General features: G+C 72.4%; 13 protein-coding genes. 3 read left to right on the forward strand and 10 right to left on the reverse strand.

The features are described 5' to 3' along the window. Positions 1-4 precede the first annotated feature (4 nt). Complete coding sequence (locus tag ACWGO8_RS01030) at positions 5-919, forward strand: hypothetical protein (protein WP_452041303.1); 915 nt, start codon at positions 5-7, stop codon at positions 917-919. Between the two features lie 21 nt (positions 920-940). Here ACWGO8_RS01030 and ACWGO8_RS01035 read toward each other — a convergent pair whose 3' ends face one another. Continuing rightward, positions 941-1,417, reverse strand: coding sequence for an OsmC family protein (locus ACWGO8_RS01035; protein WP_376957267.1), 477 nt, complete (start codon positions 1,415-1,417; stop codon positions 941-943). A gap of 148 nt (positions 1,418-1,565) precedes the next feature. On the opposite strand from ACWGO8_RS01035, the gene gabT reads away from it, so the two are divergent. Beyond that, complete coding sequence (gabT, locus tag ACWGO8_RS01040; RefSeq protein WP_452041304.1) at positions 1,566-2,942, forward strand: 4-aminobutyrate--2-oxoglutarate transaminase; 1,377 nt, start codon at positions 1,566-1,568, stop codon at positions 2,940-2,942. 4 nt (positions 2,943-2,946) lie between these two features. Then, positions 2,947-3,936 carry an asparaginase gene (locus tag ACWGO8_RS01045; RefSeq protein ID WP_452041305.1) on the forward strand — a complete coding sequence of 330 codons (990 nt, stop codon included), beginning with the start codon at positions 2,947-2,949 and terminating at the stop codon, positions 3,934-3,936. Positions 3,937-4,065: 129 nt separating this feature from the next. Here ACWGO8_RS01045 and ACWGO8_RS01050 read toward each other — a convergent pair whose 3' ends face one another. The 9 genes from ACWGO8_RS01050 to ACWGO8_RS01090 all read right to left on the reverse strand — a co-directional run bounded on the left by ACWGO8_RS01050 (position 4,066) and on the right by ACWGO8_RS01090 (position 16,837). After that, the gene (locus ACWGO8_RS01050) at positions 4,066-4,830 is read right to left on the reverse strand and encodes an ABC transporter permease (protein ID WP_376957269.1); all 765 of its coding nucleotides are present in this window, start codon (positions 4,828-4,830) and stop codon (positions 4,066-4,068) included. A gap of 131 nt (positions 4,831-4,961) precedes the next feature. Continuing rightward, complete coding sequence (locus tag ACWGO8_RS01055; RefSeq protein WP_452041306.1) at positions 4,962-5,873, reverse strand: ABC transporter permease; 912 nt, start codon at positions 5,871-5,873, stop codon at positions 4,962-4,964. Between the two features lie 2 nt (positions 5,874-5,875). After that, on the reverse strand, positions 5,876-7,075 hold the full coding sequence (locus tag ACWGO8_RS01060; protein WP_452041307.1) for an ABC transporter ATP-binding protein: 1,200 nt from the start codon (positions 7,073-7,075) through the stop codon (positions 5,876-5,878). A 19-nt stretch (positions 7,076-7,094) separates the two neighbouring features. Continuing rightward, on the reverse strand, positions 7,095-8,282 hold the full coding sequence (locus tag ACWGO8_RS01065) for an ABC transporter substrate-binding protein (RefSeq protein WP_452041308.1): 1,188 nt from the start codon (positions 8,280-8,282) through the stop codon (positions 7,095-7,097). A gap of 181 nt (positions 8,283-8,463) precedes the next feature. Then, entirely contained in the window at positions 8,464-11,391 is a 2,928-nt protein-coding gene (locus ACWGO8_RS01070; RefSeq protein WP_452041309.1) for an FtsK/SpoIIIE domain-containing protein, read from the reverse strand. 109 nt (positions 11,392-11,500) lie between these two features. Further along, complete coding sequence (locus ACWGO8_RS01075) at positions 11,501-12,259, reverse strand: hypothetical protein (RefSeq protein WP_452041310.1); 759 nt, start codon at positions 12,257-12,259, stop codon at positions 11,501-11,503. Next, complete coding sequence (locus ACWGO8_RS01080) at positions 12,256-14,553, reverse strand: transglutaminaseTgpA domain-containing protein (protein ID WP_452041311.1); 2,298 nt, start codon at positions 14,551-14,553, stop codon at positions 12,256-12,258. Before ACWGO8_RS01080 ends, ACWGO8_RS01075 begins: the two co-directional genes overlap by 4 nt. Beyond that, positions 14,550-15,869 carry a DUF58 domain-containing protein gene (locus ACWGO8_RS01085; RefSeq protein ID WP_452041312.1) on the reverse strand — a complete coding sequence of 440 codons (1,320 nt, stop codon included), beginning with the start codon at positions 15,867-15,869 and terminating at the stop codon, positions 14,550-14,552. Before ACWGO8_RS01085 ends, ACWGO8_RS01080 begins: the two co-directional genes overlap by 4 nt. Then, entirely contained in the window at positions 15,866-16,837 is a 972-nt protein-coding gene (locus ACWGO8_RS01090; protein ID WP_376957196.1) for an AAA family ATPase, read from the reverse strand. The genes ACWGO8_RS01085 and ACWGO8_RS01090 overlap by 4 nt, the downstream gene beginning before the upstream one ends. Between the last annotated feature and the right edge of the window lie 12 nt (positions 16,838-16,849).

A 16,849-nucleotide genomic window follows, 5' to 3' on the forward strand; every position in this document is an offset into this window, starting at 1 on the left:
CACGATGAGCCTCGCCGACGTCGCCGCCCGCCTCGCCGCGGTCGCCCTCGTCGTCGTGTCCTTGGCGGCCTGCACCGCTCCCGCCGGCGGTGGCGCACCCGCCGCGTCCCTCTCCACGCGGGCGACGCTGCCCGAGCCGCCGGCCTCGGAGTTCGACCCCGGCTACATCGTCAGCGACGACTCGTTCTACGACAGCGACGCCATGACCGAGGACGAGATCCAGGCGTTCCTCGAGAAGGTTCCGTGCCGCCCCGACGCGGGCGTGAAGTGCCTCGCCGACTACACCCAGTCGACGACGACCCAGCCGGCGGTCGGCGGCGCGCACTGCGCGGAGTACCGCGGTGGCATCCGCGAGCGCGCGAGCCGCATCATCGCGAAGACGGCCGAGGCCTGCGGCATCAGCCCGCGCACGCTGCTCGTGCTGCTGCAGAAGGAGCAGTCGCTGCTCACGCGCCCGAGCGCCTACGGCTACGAACGGGCGACGGGCTACGGATGCCCCGACACGGCCGACTGCGAGCAGAAGTACTTCGGCTTCTTCAACCAGGTCTACAACGCGGCCTGGCAGTTCCGTCAGTACACCGAGGAGCCCGACCGGCAGTACAGGATCGGCACGGTGAACGTCGGGTACCACCCCGACGCCGCGTGCGGCGCCTCGCCCGTCGACATCCGCAACCAGGCCACCGCGAACCTGTACAACTACACGCCGTACCAGCCGAGCGCCGCCACCCTGGCCGACCCCGACCGGGGCGACGCGTGCTCGGCGTTCGGCAACCTCAACTTCTGGCGGATCTGGCACCGCTGGTTCGGCGACCCCGAGACCGAGCGGCTTCCGGCGTTCTTCCCGCCGTGCTCCCGGCTCGTCGGCGGGCATCCGTGTCCGCCGTCGGAACCGCAGCTGCCGTCGCCGCCGCTGAGCTAGGTGCCGCTGGGCGCGGCCGGCTCAGCTCGCCACGACCACCGTGGGCTCGTGGCGCACCGGGAACGCGACGGATGCCGCGATGAAGCACTTCTCGCCGGCCTCCCCGTGGATCCGCCTCGCCGTGTCGACCATCGACTCGTCGGCCACGACGACGCGGGGTCGCAGCACGACCTCGCTGAACGCGCCGCCGCCGCGTCCGTCTTCGAGCATGGTGCCCGTCGGGGCATCCGTGTAGCCGTGCACCACCACGCCGTGGCGGGTCGCCACGTGCAGGTACGAGAGCATGTGGCACTGGCTGAGCGCCGCGATCAGCAGTTCCTCGGGATTCCAGCGCTCGCGGTCGCCGTGGAAGACCCGGTCGCTCGAGCCTGCGAGGTCGTGCAGCTTGCCCTCCGCGCGCACCACGTGCTGTCGCCCGTAGGCGCGGTAGTTCGACGTGCCCTCGCCGCGATCGCCCTGCCACTCGACCTCGACCGCGTAGTGGTGCTCGCCGAACATCCGGGCCTCCTGTCGCTGCGAGCTCCGTCGGGCGCGGGTCGCGACTCCGATTCTGCACCCTCGGAGCCTCGGGCGGCCACGCGGACCCCCCGAGGGGGCCGCGCGACCCTCAGGCGGCCGCGCGCGACGGCGATAGGGTGGGAGCACCATGACTGACACCAACATCCCCGCAGAGACCGCGACCGCGCCGGTGTACTCCGTGCCGCAGGAGCGTCAGATCGTGACCGCCGTGCCCGGCCCGAAGTCCGAGGCACTGCACGCGCGACGCATGAAGGTCGTCTCGGCCGGCGTCTCCTCGGCCCTGCCGGTGTACATCGAGCGCGCCAACGGGGCGATCCTCGTCGACGTCGACGGCAACCGGTTCATCGACTTCGGGGCCGGCATCGGCGTGACCACCGTCGGCCACACCGAGGAGCGCGTCGTCGCGGCGGCCGCGAGCCAGCTGCAGGACGTCATCCACACCCTCTTCACCATCACGCCCTACGAGGAGTACGTGCGCGTCGCCGAGCTGCTCGCGAAGCACACGCCGGGGGGCTGGGAGAAGCGCACCGTGCTCGTGAACTCGGGCGCGGAGGCGGTCGAGAACGGCGTGAAGATCGCGCGCAAGTACACGGGTCGCCGAGCCGTGGCGGTGCTCGACCACGCGTACCACGGCCGCACCAACCTCACGATGGCCATGAACTACAAGGCGAGCCCCTACGGCACCGGGTTCGGTCCCTTCGCGGGTGACGTGTACCACGCGCCCAGCTCGTACCCCTACCGTGACGGCCTCTCGGGCCAGGATGCCGCGGCGCGCACGATCGCGTACCTCGAGAAGGCCGTGGGCGCCAGCGACCTCGCCTGCCTCGTGGTCGAGCCCATCCAGGGCGAGGGCGGCTTCATGGTGCCCGCCGAGGGCTACCTGCCGATCCTGCAGCAGTGGTGCACCGAGCACGGCGTCGTCATGATCGCCGACGAGATCCAGAGCGGCATGGCGCGCACCGGCCGCTACTTCGCGAGCGAGCACTTCGAGTGGAAGCCCGACCTCGTGCTGTCGGCGAAGGGCATCGCAGGCGGCCTGCCGCTCGCAGCGGTCACCGGCCGCGCCGAGATCATGGACTCGTCGCAGCCCGGCGGCCTCGGCGGCACGTTCGGCGGCAACCCCGTGGCGTGCGCCGCGGCGATCGCGGTGTTCGAGTCGATCGACGAGAACCACCTGCTCGCCGAGGCCGAGCGCATCGAGCAGACGCTCCGCACCGGCCTCGAGCGCCTCAAGCAGCGCTACGACATCATCGGCGACATCCGCGGCCGCGGCGCCATGATCGCGATCGAGCTCGTGCAGCCCGGCACCGGCGCCACCACGAAGGTGCCGAACGCCGAGGCCGTCTCACGCCTCGTCGCGTTCGCGGCGCAGCACGGTGTGCTGTTCCTGAGCGCCGGCACCTGGGGCAACGTGCTCCGGTTCCTGCCGAGCCTCGCGGTCAGCGACGCCCTGCTCGAAGACGGACTCCGCGTGCTCGACGACGGCTTCGCGTCGCTCGGGTGACCCGGTGACCGGCACCTTCACCGTCAACGACGCCCTCGAACTCGCCGTGGTCGAGCGAAGCGGTTTCATCGAGTCCCGTCACGCCGGCTCCGCCGTCGTGCTCTCCCCCGAGGGCGAGGTGCTGCGCGACCTCGGCGACACGCGCACGGCGATCTTCCCCCGGTCCAGCCTCAAGCCGTTCCAGGCGGTCGCCGTCATGACGTCGGGCGTCACCCTCCGCGGCGAGGACGCGGCGATCGCGACGGCGAGCCACTCCGGCACCGCCGCGCACGTCGCGCTCGTGCGCGGGCTCCTCGCCCGCACATCGCTGCCCGTGTCGGCGCTCGGCTGCCCGCCGGCGACGCCGACCGATCACGCGGCACGCGACGAGCTCATCCGCAGCGGCGCTCCGCGCGAGCGGGTCTACATGAACTGCTCGGGCAAGCACGCCGCAATGCTGCTCGCGTGCGCCGCGAACGAGTGGCCGCTCGACGGCTACCTCGATCCCGAGCACCCGCTTCAGAAGCGGATCCTCGATGTGCTCGAGCGCTTCACCGGCGAGCGGCCGGCGGCCACCGGCGTCGACGGCTGCGGCGCGCCCGTGCACGCGATCAGCCTGCACGCGCTCGCGCGGGGCATCCAGAAGATCACGACCGCCTCGCCGTCCTCGCCGTTCGCGCTCTACCGCGAGGCGGCGGCGCTCACCGAGGCGTCCCGCGAGCACGCGTGGGCCGTCGGTGGGCCCGGTCAGCCCGACACCGTCGCGATGGAGCGCCTCGGCGTGTTCGCGAAGATCGGCGCCGAGGGCGTCATGGTCATGACCGCGCCGAACGGCACGACGACCGCACTCAAGGTGCTCGACGGCTCCTCGCGCGCCTCGACCATCATCGCGCTGCGGCTGCTCGCCGCCGCGGGCGCCGTCGAGGACGACGCGGTCGACGCCGTGCAGACCGAGCTCGACCTGTGGGTCATGGGCGGCGAGCGCCGGGTCGGGCGCATCCGCGCGACCGTCTGACGCTTCAGCCTTCGACGCAGACGAACGGATGCCGCGGCGGGATCGCTCCTGCCGCGGCATCCGTCGTCTGCGACCCGGGCGCGAGCCCGGATCCGGAGCCGGCGGTTCGGGTTTCCGCCGGCTCCCGTCTCATCCGAGCTTGGCCAGGCGCCGCACCCTCGCCGCGCGGGAGACCTGCGCGGCGACCACGATCACGAGCGCGATGATGAACACCGCGGAGGCGATGACGTTCGCCTCGGCCGGGATGCCGCGCGACGCCGAGATGTAGATGTACTTCGGGAACGTCGACACCGAACCGGAGTTGAAGTTCGTGATGATGAAGTCGTCGAAGCTCAACGCGAACGACAGCAGCGCTGCCGCGAGGATGCCGGGCAGCAGCAGCGGGAACGTCACCCGCCAGAACACCTGCGACGGCGACCCGTAGAGGTCGCGGCCCGCCTCCTCGAGCGCCGGGTCGAGGCTCGCGACGCGCGCCTTGACCGTGACCACGACGAAGCTGATGCAGAACATCGTGTGCGCCAGGATGATCGTCAGCATGTCCTTCGGGACGCCGACCGCGAGGAACTGCGCGGCCAGGCCCGCGCCGAGCACGACCTCGGGGGTCGCCATCGGCAGGAACAGCAGGAGGCTGATCGCCGAGCGCGCGCGGAACCGGTAGCGCACGAGCGCGATCGCGATCATCGTGCCGAGCGTCGTCGCGATGACCGTCGCCACGAGGCCGATGACGATGCTGTTGCCGAACGCCTGGCAGACCGCGCCGCCCTCGACGTTGCAGACGTTGAGCCACTTGTCGAGCGTGAACCCGCGCCAGGAGATGTTCGACTTGATCGAGTCGTTGAACGAGAACACGAACGTGTAGACGATCGGGATCAGCAGGAACACGAACGCGATGATCGTGTACGCCGGGAGGAGCCAGTCGCCGAGGCCGAGCCGACGCGGTCGGGCGGGGCCCGCCTGACGACGGTTGTCGAGCTCCTCGTTCTCCTGGAAGCCGCCGAGCACGGCGGCGGCCTGGACTTCGCCGCTCACAGCAGGTCCTCCGTTCCCGAGCGCCTCACGTAGATGCCGACGAGCACGAGGATCGCGGCCATGAGGATGATCGACAGCGCGGCGGCCGCCGGGTAGTTGAGCAGCACGAGGAAGTTCGCCTCGATCACGTTGCCCATCATCTGGGTGTCGGGACCGCCGAGGAAGTCGCGGCTCGCGTTCACGTAGTCGCCCGCGGCGGGGATGAACGTGAGCAGCGTTCCGGCCACGATGCCCGGCATCGAGAGCGGGATCGTGATCTTGCGGAACACCGTGAACGGGTTCGCGTACAGGTCGGAACCCGCCTCCAGGTAGCGCAGGTCGAGGCGCTCGAGCGTCGTGTAGAGCGGGAGCGTCATGAACGGGATGAAGTTGTAGGTGAGGCCGAAGATCACCGCGAACGGCGTCCCCGTGAAGTGCGCGTCGGGTGCGAGCAGCGACAGCGCCTTCAGCGACGTGATGATGAACGACTCGTCCGACAGCAGCTGCTTCCACGCGAGCGTGCGGAGCAGGAAGCTGATGAAGAACGGGGCGATCACGAGCACGAGCATCAGGCTCTGCAGGAGCGGCCAGCGCCGCGCCTTGACGCCGATGAAGTACGCGAGCGGGTAGCTGAACAGCAGCGCCAGCACGGTGGCCACGAGCGCGTAGCCGAACGAGCGGAGGATGTGCGGCCAGTACAGCTGCACCACGTCGACGTAGTTCTGCCAGTTGAACGCGTAGTCGAACTGGCCGATGTCGCCGAACTCGCTCGGCACCTGCAGCGACGTGAGCGTCAGCGAGATGAGCGGGGTCAGGAAGAAGAGGACGAGGTAGAGGATGCCGGGCAGGAGCAGGAAGAGCGCGATGCGGCTCTTCCGCTTCGGTGCCTGTGGCTGTGCCTCCGTCGTCGCGAACGCTGCGAAGGCCATCGTCAGTGCTCCTCGAGCTCCGAGACCAGCGCCTCGCGTCGCTGCACGGCGATCGAGGTGGTCGAGTCGTCGGCGGGGAAGCGCCCGGTCTCGGCCGGCTCGTCGGCGAGGCCGAAGCCGTGCGTGACGTCCCAACTCAGCCACACCTCGGTGCCGAGGCCGGCGACCGGTGCGAAGCCGATGTTCTGCGCGAACACGAGCAGCGTGCCGAGGGCCCCGAGGTCGACGAGGTACTGGGTGCTCACGCCCGAGAACGACACGTCGATGACGCGGCCCGAGCCGATGGTGTTGCGGCCGGCGGTCTCGGTGGGCTCCTCGGTGTGGAGGACGACCTTCTCGGGCCGCACGCCGACCGTGATCTCGCCCTGGTGCTTCTGCGCCCGCGCCGCCGGCACGACGATGCGCGTCCCGGCTGCGTCGACCGTGATCGCATCGGCCGTCGTGCTGACGACCTCGCCCGTGAAGAGGTTGGACTGGCCGAGGAAGTTCGCGACGAAGGAGGTGCGCGGCAGGTCGTACAGCTCCTCGGGAGCGCCCATCTGCTCGATCGCGCCCTTGTTCATGACGGCCACGGTGTCGGCCATGGTCATGGCCTCCTCCTGGTCGTGGGTCACGTGGAGGAAGGTGAGGCCGACCTCCTCCTGGATCGTCTTCAGCTCGAGCTGCATCTGGCGCCGGAGCTTCAGGTCGAGCGCGCCGAGCGGCTCGTCGAGCAGGAGCAGGGCCGGGCGGTTCACGATGGCGCGGGCGAGGGCCACGCGCTGCTGCTGGCCACCCGAGAGCTGCTGCGGCCGACGCTGCGCGAGGTGGTCGAGCTCGACGAGGCGGAGCGCCTCGTGCGCCTTGCCCATCGGGTCGGCCATGCGGCGGCGCTTCAGGCCGAACGCGACGTTCTCGATGACCGTCATGTGCGGGAACAGCGCGTAGCTCTGGAACACCGTGTTGACCGGACGCTCGTGCGACTTCGTGTCGGTGACGTCCTTGCCGCCGATGAGGATGCGACCGCGGGTCGGCTCCTCGAGTCCGGCGACGAGTCGGAGGGTGGTCGTCTTGCCGCAGCCCGACGGGCCGAGGAGGGCGAAGAACGAGCCGGCCGGGATCAGGAGGTCGAGCTCCTCGATCGCCGTGAAGCCGGGGAACCGCTTCTGGATGCCGACGAGCTCGAGGTCGGCGCCCCGCTCGGCGAATTCGCGAACAGCCATGTCGTCGTTTCCGCTCGTCTCAGGAACCGAGCAGGATGCTCTGGAACGCGGCCTGGTACTTCTGCTCCTCCGCCGGCGTGAGCGTGCGGAAGATGTGCGCCTGCGACAGCGTGTCCTCGTCGGGGAAGATCAGCTGGTTCTCGGCGAGCTCCGGGTCGATCGCCATGGCCGCCTCCTTGGCGCCGACGACAGGGGTGATGTAGTTCACCCACGCGGCGACCTCGGCGGCCACCTCGGGCTCGTAGTAGTAGTTGATGAGCGTCTCGGCGTTGGTCTTGCGCGGCGAGCCGATCGGCACGAGGAAGTTGTCGTTCCAGAGCGTGCCGCCCGCCGTGGGGATCGCGAACTCCCACTTGTCGCCGGCCTCGGCGTTGATGACCGTGATGTCGCCCGACCAGCAGATGGCGGCCAGGGTGTCCTCGCTCTTCAGGTCCTCCAAGTAGGAGTTGCCCTTGATGTTGCGGACCTGGCCGGACTCGACCTGCTCGCGGAGGATCTCGTTCGCCGCCTCGAACTCGGCGTCGCCCCAGTCGCCGGAGATGTCGACGCCGTTCTGCAGCATCAGCAGGCCGATCGTGTCGCGCATCTCGGAGAGCACGCCGATGCGGCCCTTGAGCTCGGAGTTCCAGAGGTCCTCGACCGATTCGAGGCCGCCCGGAATCGCCTCCTTGTTCCAGCAGATGCCGGCGAAGCCGCCCTGCCACGGCACCGAGAACTTGCGACCCGGGTCGAAGTCGGGGTCCGCCAGCGCGGGCGTGAGGTTGGACAGGTTCGGGATGTTGGCGTGGTCCAGCTCCTGCGTGTAGCCGAAGCGGATCCAGCGGCCGACCATCCAGTCGGTGAGGCAGACGGTGTCGGCGCCGATGTCCTGGCCGAGGGCCAGCTGGTCCTTCACCTTGCCGTAGTAGGTGTTGTTGTCGTCGACGGCGACCTCGTAGTTGACCTCGATGCCGGTCTGCTCGGTGAAGGCCACCAGGGTGGGGTAGTTCCCGTCGTCGTCCTCGTCGATGTAGGCCGCCCAGTTCGCCCAGTTCAGGGTCTTGTCGGTCTCGGACTTGTCGGCGGCCGCGGAGGGCTTCGCCTGGCCGCCACCGGTGTTGGCGCAGGCCGCGAGCGCGAGGGCGGTGGCGCTGGCGCCGGCACCGGCCAGCAGCGTTCGGCGGTTGATCTGCGCTTGACGGGCCTGGGCGATCAACGAGCGGATCATCGGATCCTGGGGAAGGGGCCGAGCGGTCACGGGGGAACTCCATTCGGAATCGGGCGCGTGCTGGGGGTGGGTCGATACTGACACACTGGGAGGCGAGATTCACGGAATAATGTCCGAATCGTTAATTTCTGCGAACATCGTGTGCGGATTCAGTACCGATCGCGCAGGTTGACGCACGTTTTCAGTTGTCCACGTGGACAGGCCATACGCATCTCATCGGTTCGCCGTCGGGTCGCATCAGCCAGCACTGCGCGACCGGATCGTCGAGCAGCGGCGCCGGTGACGAGCCCCTCGAGAACACGCGGAACTCGCGCGATCCGCCGTGCACGACGATCACGGCCTCCTCGCGCACGAGGGCGGCGACCGTCCAGTTCGCGGCCCAGGCGTCGGCGTCGCCGACGACGACGAGCGGATGCCCCGCTCCCCCGCCCGCGACCGCGCCGATCGCGGCGCGGACGGTCGCGTCGAGGCCCGGCTCGAGGAGCACGGGCGCGGGCCCGAGGCGCCCGAGGCGCCCGAGCGTCGCGGCATCCGCTCGCGGTCGCGCGCTCACGACCGCGGTGAGCCGCGTCGTGCCGAAGCGGAGGATCGGCGGTTCGACGCCGGGTTCGGCCGGGAGCGGCGGGACGTCGACCACCTGCAGCCGACGCTCGCGCCACTGGCCGGAGCCGGGCGGGTCGCCGGCCCGCCACAGTGCGGTCGCTCCGCCGGCCTGCGCGAGGTCCGTCCGCGTCGGATGCCGCAGCAGCACGGCCGAGCCGAGCAGCTCGCGCAGGCCGGCCGGGAGGCGCTGCGCCGAGCCTGCCGACGCCGCGACGGCGAGTCCCCGTTCCCGGCCCTCCCGCAACAGTCGCTCGAGTATGCCGACGCCCGCGACGCGGTGCTCGTCGGGCCAGTCCCGGAAGGCGACGTCGAGGTCGTCGACGAGGAGGACGACGCGGCGGGACGATGCGCCTCGGCGATCGTCGAGGGCGAGCACCTGCAACGCGTCCCATCGAGCGCTGGGCGGTCCGGCGACGCGGCGCACCTCGAACGAGGACGCCTTCGCCGCCCGCGCGATCGCCGCCAGCGCCGTCGTCCGACCGCTGCCGGGCTCGCCGACGACGAGGAGGTGCCCGTCGGCTTCGGGGGTCCAGACCGCCGGGACGTGCCGCTGCCGCTCGGGGTCGTCCAGGACCCCGAACGGGACCCCCCGGACGCGCTCACGGGTTCGGGCACCCTCGGCGACCGCACCGGCGGCGGCGACCAGCTCGGCGAGCACCGACGGCGTCAGTCGCGCCGGCAGCGGATCCATCCACGGGCGGCGGGCCCGCGCGAGCGTCGACGTGGATCGCTGCAGGCGCTCGAGCGAGCCGGGGTCGACCAGGGCGGACTGGAACTCGACGGGGCATCGGTCGCCCAGGTCGACGATGCCACGACCCGGCCTGTCGGGCCGGATCGCCGCGGCGGCCTCGGAGCCCACGACCGCCACGCTGTCGGACCGCTGCCGCACGCGCAGCGACACCCGGATCGCGCAGTTCGCCGACACCTGCTCGCGCACCACGTCGTTCGGTCGCTGCGTGGCGAGCACGAGGTGCACGCCGAGCGACCTGCCCCGCGCCGCGACGTCGGCGACGACCGGGCCCAGGTCGGGGAACCGCTCGACCATCGCCTGGTACTCGTCGACGACGAGCACGAGGCGAGGCAGCACCGCCCGGTCCGGCAAGGCGGCGAGGTCGCGCGCGCCCTCCGCGAGCAGCACGGCCTCGCGATGCCGCAGCTCGGCGCGCAGGCTCAGGACCGCGCGCTCCGCCTCGGCCTCGTCGAGGTCGGTGACGATGCCCGTGACGTGCGGCAGCCCGCGCAGCGGCTCGAACGCCGCACCGCCCTTGAAGTCGACCAGCAGGAAGGCCACGCGATCAGGCGGATGGCGGGTCGCGAGCGCCGCCAGCCAGGCGACCAGGAACTCGCTCTTGCCGCTGCCCGTCGTGCCCGCCACGATCGCGTGCGGTCCGTGCTCGACGAGGTCCAGCGCGAGCGGCCCGTCGGCGGCCATGCCCACGACGACCCGGAGCGAGGTCCTCGAGGCGTCGGGCGACGGCTGCTCGAGCGCGTCGAACGCGACGCGCTCGGGCACGCCGGAGCCCGAACCCGCCTGCTCCCGCGCGGCCGCGGTGCGCATGCGGTCGGCCCACTCGGATGCCTCGGCCACGCCGACGAGGTCGGGGAGGATGAGCGTGGGAACCGCCGCCCCGCGCCGTTCGACGACCGCCCGCCGGTGGTCCGACACCCGGACGACCGTCTCGAGGCCGTGCGGCAGGTGCTCGGCCGCATCGGCCACGGCGATCGTCGCGACGGCATCCGCGTCCGCCGTCGTCCTCGCACGCGCTGTCTCCGTGCCGCGGTCCGGTCCTCCGACGACGCGCATGGCGGGCGGCCCGCTCCGGTGCGGCAACGCCGCCGACCACGCCCAGGCGTCTCCGGCCGGCAGCGCGATGCCCACCGCATCGGGCCGGCCCGCGTGCGCGACCTGGACGACGAGGGCGCGGGCGAGCGCGCCGGCGACCGGTTCGACCCCGACGACGCCGATGCCGCCCGCGACGGACGCGAGCACGGGCGCGTCGTCGAGCGCGCCCGCGGAGCGGAGCAGCGCCCGATCGTCATCGTCGTGGGGCACGCCGTCGATCCGGACGCCGCTGGCGATGGTGCCGCGACCGAGCACCACTCGGTCGGGCGGTCCGTGACGCCACTCGACGGGGCGAACGCCCTCGACGATCTGCCTCGCCGACGCGACGCGGCGCCAGTGGGCAGCGCGCTCCTCCGCGTGGCGGTCGGCCACGGCCGTGCGCAGCTCGGCCAGGAGCGCCGCCCGCCCCGCGGCGCCCCGCCGGCGCGCGCGGCGACCCTGGCGTCGCGCGTCGACGACCGACGCGACGGCGACCAGCGGGCCGAGTGCGGCGAACACCAGGGAGAGGGCCGATCCCGTCACCGCCCAGAGCACCGCCGCACCGGCGAGCGGTGCCACCGCCGCGAGCCACGGGAAGCCTTGCGCGACCGGCTGGGACGCCCGAGGCGGGAGTGCGAGCGGCGGGTCGCCCGGTGCGGCGAGCTCGGGCGGGGGACGATCCATCCCGTCATCCGATCATGCGACATCACTCGCTCGGGCGCGTCCGGGTCGGGCCGTTCCGGGCCCGCGGCATCCGCTCGACTGGGGAGGACGGGACGAGCGCGTCGCCGCGTCAGGCCACGGTGAACGACTGCTCGGCCAGCTCCACGAGGCTCCCGCGCGGCACGAGGTACCGGCGCCCGGGCTCGCAGCGCAGCGCGCCGTCGTCGGGGCGGCGCACGACCGTGCCGTTGCCCGAGAAGCGGTCGGCGATCCAGAGCTGGCCCTCGTGCTCGCCGAACTCGAGGTGCGTCTTCGACACCGAGAGCGTGCGGTCGGCGATCTGGACGAGGTGGTCGAACTCCTCGCCCGGCTGGGGCAGCGGCCTGCGCCCGATGAGTCCCGTGCCGAAGACCGTGCGCGTCTCGCCGGTGCTGAACGACAGCACGAACCGGGGCGAGGTGCGCGCGGAGGCGACCGTGGTCGGCGCAGCCGGCGTCGCGGCGGGCGCCGCAGCGGGCGCCGAGGGCGGCCCCGTCAGCGCGGACGACGCGGCGGCGTCGAGCACGCGGGCGATCGCGGCATCCGCGCGCAGAACGTCACCGCCTTCGACCGCCGACGACGCCGCATCGTCGAGCACGCGCGCGATGCCGGCATCCGCTCGCTCGCCGTCGCCGTCGCCGTCGTCCTCGTCGTCGCTCGCACGGAACCCGTGCACCGGAATGCTGATGACGCCGCTGTTGCGGCGCGCCGGGCGCTCGATCGCGGTCGTGTCGCCGGGTCGCGGATCGGGCCGGCGGCGGGACTCGGGCGTCGCGCTCGTCGAGCTGCCGCACTCGCCGCAGAACATCGCCCCCTCGGGGAGGTCCGCACCGCAGATCCGACACGTCACGGCCTGGCTCCTCTCCGCGTCACAGCGTACCCGGCCAGCGAGTTCAGCGAGATCGCGGCGCGGAGCCGATCGCGGCGCGTGCGGGGCGCGGCGAGCCGCTCCTGCAGCTCGTCGACCGTGTTCCAGACCCGCTCGTCGTCGCCGTCTGCCAGCCCGTCGGGTGCGTAGACCGCGCGGTCGACGACCGACGCGAGCACGAGCGGACCGAGTCCGCCCACCGTCGCCGCCTGCTCGGCCCGTGTCGCGTTCTGGCGGATCGGGTACCCGTAGTCGACTGCGGTGTCGGCGAACTCCTGCCAGCCGCCCTCGATGCGCTCGACCGGGGTGGGCGCGCGCCGGCGGAGGCGCCGCCGCCGCAGCTTCGCGACGATGATCGCGAGGAACGGGCTCACGAGCACGGCGAGGCCGAGCAGCGCGAACCCGGCGACGGCGAGCGCGGCGAGCAGCGCCTCGACCCACGGCTCGACGCCCTGGTCGTGCTGGTCGAGCGTCAGGTCGGGGTCGGGGTCGAGGTCGTCGACGGGCGTGCGCTCCGCCGGCGGCGGCAGCGCGGACTGCGGCCGGGAGACGACGGTCGGCTGGTCGGGCTCGCGCTCGGGAATCTCGCGGGGTACGGGGTTGGGGTCGATCGCCACCCACTCGCCCTCGGCGTCCTGCACCTCGATCCATGCCTGCAGGTCGTCGCGCTGGAACACGACGGCGTCGCCGGCGTTCGCGGGGGGCGCCTCGGGGTCGGACAGGTAGCCCACGACGACGCGCGCCGGGAAGCCGATCTCGCGGGCCATGAGGGCGGCGGCCACGGCGTACTGCTCGCCGTCGCCGAGCATGGGACGCTCCTCGGCGAGCTCGATGATCCGGTCGAGCGAGTGGCCCGAACGGCTCCACTCCTCGTCCTCGGTGCCGTGGCTCACGAACCCGGTGGCCTTGAGGCCCGAGATCATGCCCTGCAGTCGCTGGCCCTGGGTGTCGGATGCCGGTGCCCACTCGTCGAGCAATGGTCCGAGCTCGTCGGGCATCGACGGCGACGCGGGCAGCACGCTCGTGCCGGGTCGCAGCGCCTCGAGGCGCTCGGGCCGCAGCGGGGTGATGGACTCGGCCGTGTAGCGGTCGCCGGCTGCGAGCCCCGTCTGCACCGCGCCGGTGCCGGTCACGTCGTTGTAGAAGAACCCGTCGGCGAGCACCGGCGCACGGTTGCCGCCGAACGTGATGCGCTCGAGCTGTCCGATCCCCGGCACCCACACGTCGTCGTAGCCGAGCACGAGCACGTCGATGCGCGTGGACGTCCCGTCGACGTCGCCCTGGTCGAGGCGGTACGGCACGCGCGTGAACCGGCCGGACTCGCCCGTGCCGTCGGTGCCGCCCACGTTGTAGACGATGCCGTCGTAGGTGTCGAGCGTCGCGATCCGCAGTCCCGCGCCGGGCGGCAGCCCGGTGACCTCGAGCATCTCGTCCTCGTCGGTGTCGGGGTCGAACGCCGTGCGGAATCCTGCGAGCGGGCTCTCGTGCTCGCGCGGCTCGAACGGCGGCTGCAGCTCAGCGCGCACCACGCTGCGGGGCGGCGACGGCAGGGCGACGGCGGCGGCCGTGGCCCCGACGAGCGCGACGGCGAGCAGGGCGGATGCCCCGAGCACGCGCCGCGCGTCGGCGAGCGCCGCCTCCACCGGACGGCCGGTCGTGATCGCCCGGCGCCGGGCGATGGCGACCCGCACGAGCCACGCGATCGAGGTGACGAGGAAGGCGAGGCCGGTCTCGACCGCGAGCGTCGCGTGTACCACGCCGAGCGCGATGCCCGCGAGGAGGAGCAGCGCCGGCGGGATGATCGCGGCCGCGGGGCGCCGGCTGCGCAGTGCGATCGTGACGGCGGTCGCGGCGGCGACGAGCGCGAGCAGGAAGGCCGGGACCAGGAGCGCCTGGTAGGAGCCGACGGGCACCGCGATCGTGACGAGCTGCTTCCACGACAGCGCGGCGCCGGCGAGGAGCTCGACGAGTCCGTGCGGCGTCGCGATGACGCCCGCGATCGCGCTCCCCGGCACCGCAGCCGGCACGCCGAGCGTCAGGTACGCGCCGAACACCGCGACGACGACGGCCCAGGCCGGCCAGTGGAAGCGTGCGCCCGCGAGCCCGATGGCCGATCCGGCGACGATCGCGACCGTCGCGGCCACGAGGAAGGCCGGGCTCTCGTAGATGGGCCACCACGGGATCATCGCGGCGACGAGCATGGCGCCGACGAGGGCCATCGTGATCGCGGTGGACCACACGCCCTCGGGCGCGCCCGGCCGTCGCTGCGCGTTCATGCGATCGACGCCGATCGAGCGAGCATGGCGCGGAGGTCCTCGAGGTATCCGATGCCGAACACGGTGAGGCCGGCGACGGTTCGGGCCGTGGCCTCGCCGCCGGGCGAGCACTGCACGGCGATCGCCTCGACGCCCGCGGGGAGCCGCGACGATGCCGCGCGCAGTGCGCCCGCGCCGCGGCCGGTGCCGGTGATGAGGAAGGCGAGCGAGACCCCGGGCAGGGACTCGGCCGCCGCCCGCGCGACGTCGGGCAGGAGCACGGCGGCGTCGTCGCGCTCGACGACGCAGAGCGCGTCGAGCAGCCGATCCCGCGACACCGTGGGCAGCTCGCGCATGCCGCTCCCCCGCGAGCCGACACGGCCGCGCCCGGACACGACGAACGATACCGTGCGCGCGTCGCGGATGGCGCGGGCGCCGACGGATGCCGCTGCGCTCACCGCGAGCTCGAACTCCTCGTCGTCGGCGTAGGCGCCGGGCTCGAGGTCGAGCAGCACCATGAGCCGGCTCCGCCGGGTCTCCTCGAACTGCCGCACCATGAAGGTGCCCGTCTTCGCCGAGCTCTTCCAGTGGATGAACCGGCGGTCGTCGCCGGGCACGTACTCGCGCAGCGCGTGGAACGCGATGTCGCTCGCCGTGAGGTCGCGCGTCGGCGATCCCTCCAGGTCGCGGATGAAGCCCGTGCTGAGCGTGCCGATCGCGATCGTGCGCGGATGCACGTGCAGGTCGACCGACTGCGACCACACGATCTCGCGACGCATGAGCCCGATCGGGTCGGCGCGCACCGTGCGAGCCGGTCCGACGGGCACGATGCCGCGCCGCTCGGTCGGGATCTTGAACTGTTCGTCGAACGCCCCGCCGCGCGGGAGCCCGGGCAGGACGCGCTCGACGACCCTGCTGCCGACCGGTACCTCGAGCTGGACGCCGCCGAATCGGCGACGGCCCGGGTTCGCCGCGATGAGCCGCGCCTGCGCCTGCTCGCCGACGACCACGCGCGGCGTCGGCAGCATGAGCTCGATCGTCGATGCGCCTCGGCCGATGAGCCACACGGATGCCACGCCGACGAGCAGCACGAGCCCCCACCCGATCGCGATGAACTCGATCCACCCCCACGTGTACCCGACCGCGAGTGCGGCGACCGCGCCCGCGACGACCGCCCAGCCGAGCGGCGTGACGACGCCCTGCACGGCGCGCGCCCAGTCCCCCACGACCCCGGCGGCGGCGACGATGCCGCCGACGGCGCGTCCGATGACCACCGCGAGGAGACCTTCCCTCTTCGCCTCCTCGGGGATCGACGTGCGGGTCTGGGTGAACGTCACACGGCCTGCCTGCTGGACGGCGGCGGGGTCTCGATGAGCACCTGGGAGATCAGGTTCGAGGTCGTCACCCCGTCGAACTCCGCCTCGGGGTCGAGGATGAGCCGGTGCGCGAGCACGGGCTCGGCGAGCGCCTTCACGTCGTCGGGCACCACGTAGTGGCGGCCGCGGCCGGCGGCGTGCGTCTTCGCCGCGCGGATGAGGGCGAGCGCGCCGCGGACGCTGACGCCGAGCCGCACCTCGCGTGCGGTGCGGGTGGCGTCCACGAGGCGCGACACGTAGTCGTGGATCGTGGGGTCGACGTAGACGGTGCGCGCGAGCGCGGCCATCTCGACGATCTCCTCGGCGCTGAGCTGCGCGCCGACGCGGTGGTCGTGGGCGCGCTGGTCGGCGCCCTCGAGGATGCGGATGGTCGACGCGTGGTCGGGGTAGCCGATCGACGACTTCATGAGGAACCGGTCGAGCTGCGCCTCGGGCAGCCGGTACGTTCCGGCCTGCTCCACCGGGTTCTGCGTCGCGATGACCATGAACGGATGCCCCACGGGGTGCGTCTGCCCGTCGACGGTGACCTGGCCCTCCTCCATGACCTCGAGGAGCGCGGACTGCGTCTTCGGGCTCGCGCGGTTGATCTCGTCGGCGAGCACGATGTTCGCGAAGACCGGTCCGGCGTGGAACTCGAAGACGCCGCTGCGCTGGTCGTAGACGGTGACCCCGGTGATGTCGCCGGGCAGCAGGTCGGGCGTGAACTGGACCCGGTTGCTCGAGCCCGCGACCGACTGCGCCATCGCGCGGGCGAGGGACGTCTTGCCGGTGCCGGGCACGTCGTCGAGCAGGAGATGGCCCTCGCTGAGGAACGCGGTGAACGCCAGGCGCACGACCCGGTTCTTGCCGAGGAGCACCTCCTCGACCGCGCCGACGAGTCGGTCGAGGTTCGCGGCGAACCGCGTCGCCTCCTCGGGGGTCATGGTCATGCTCGCTCCTCG

This window comes from Agromyces sp. NPDC055661 (assembly GCF_053618135.1).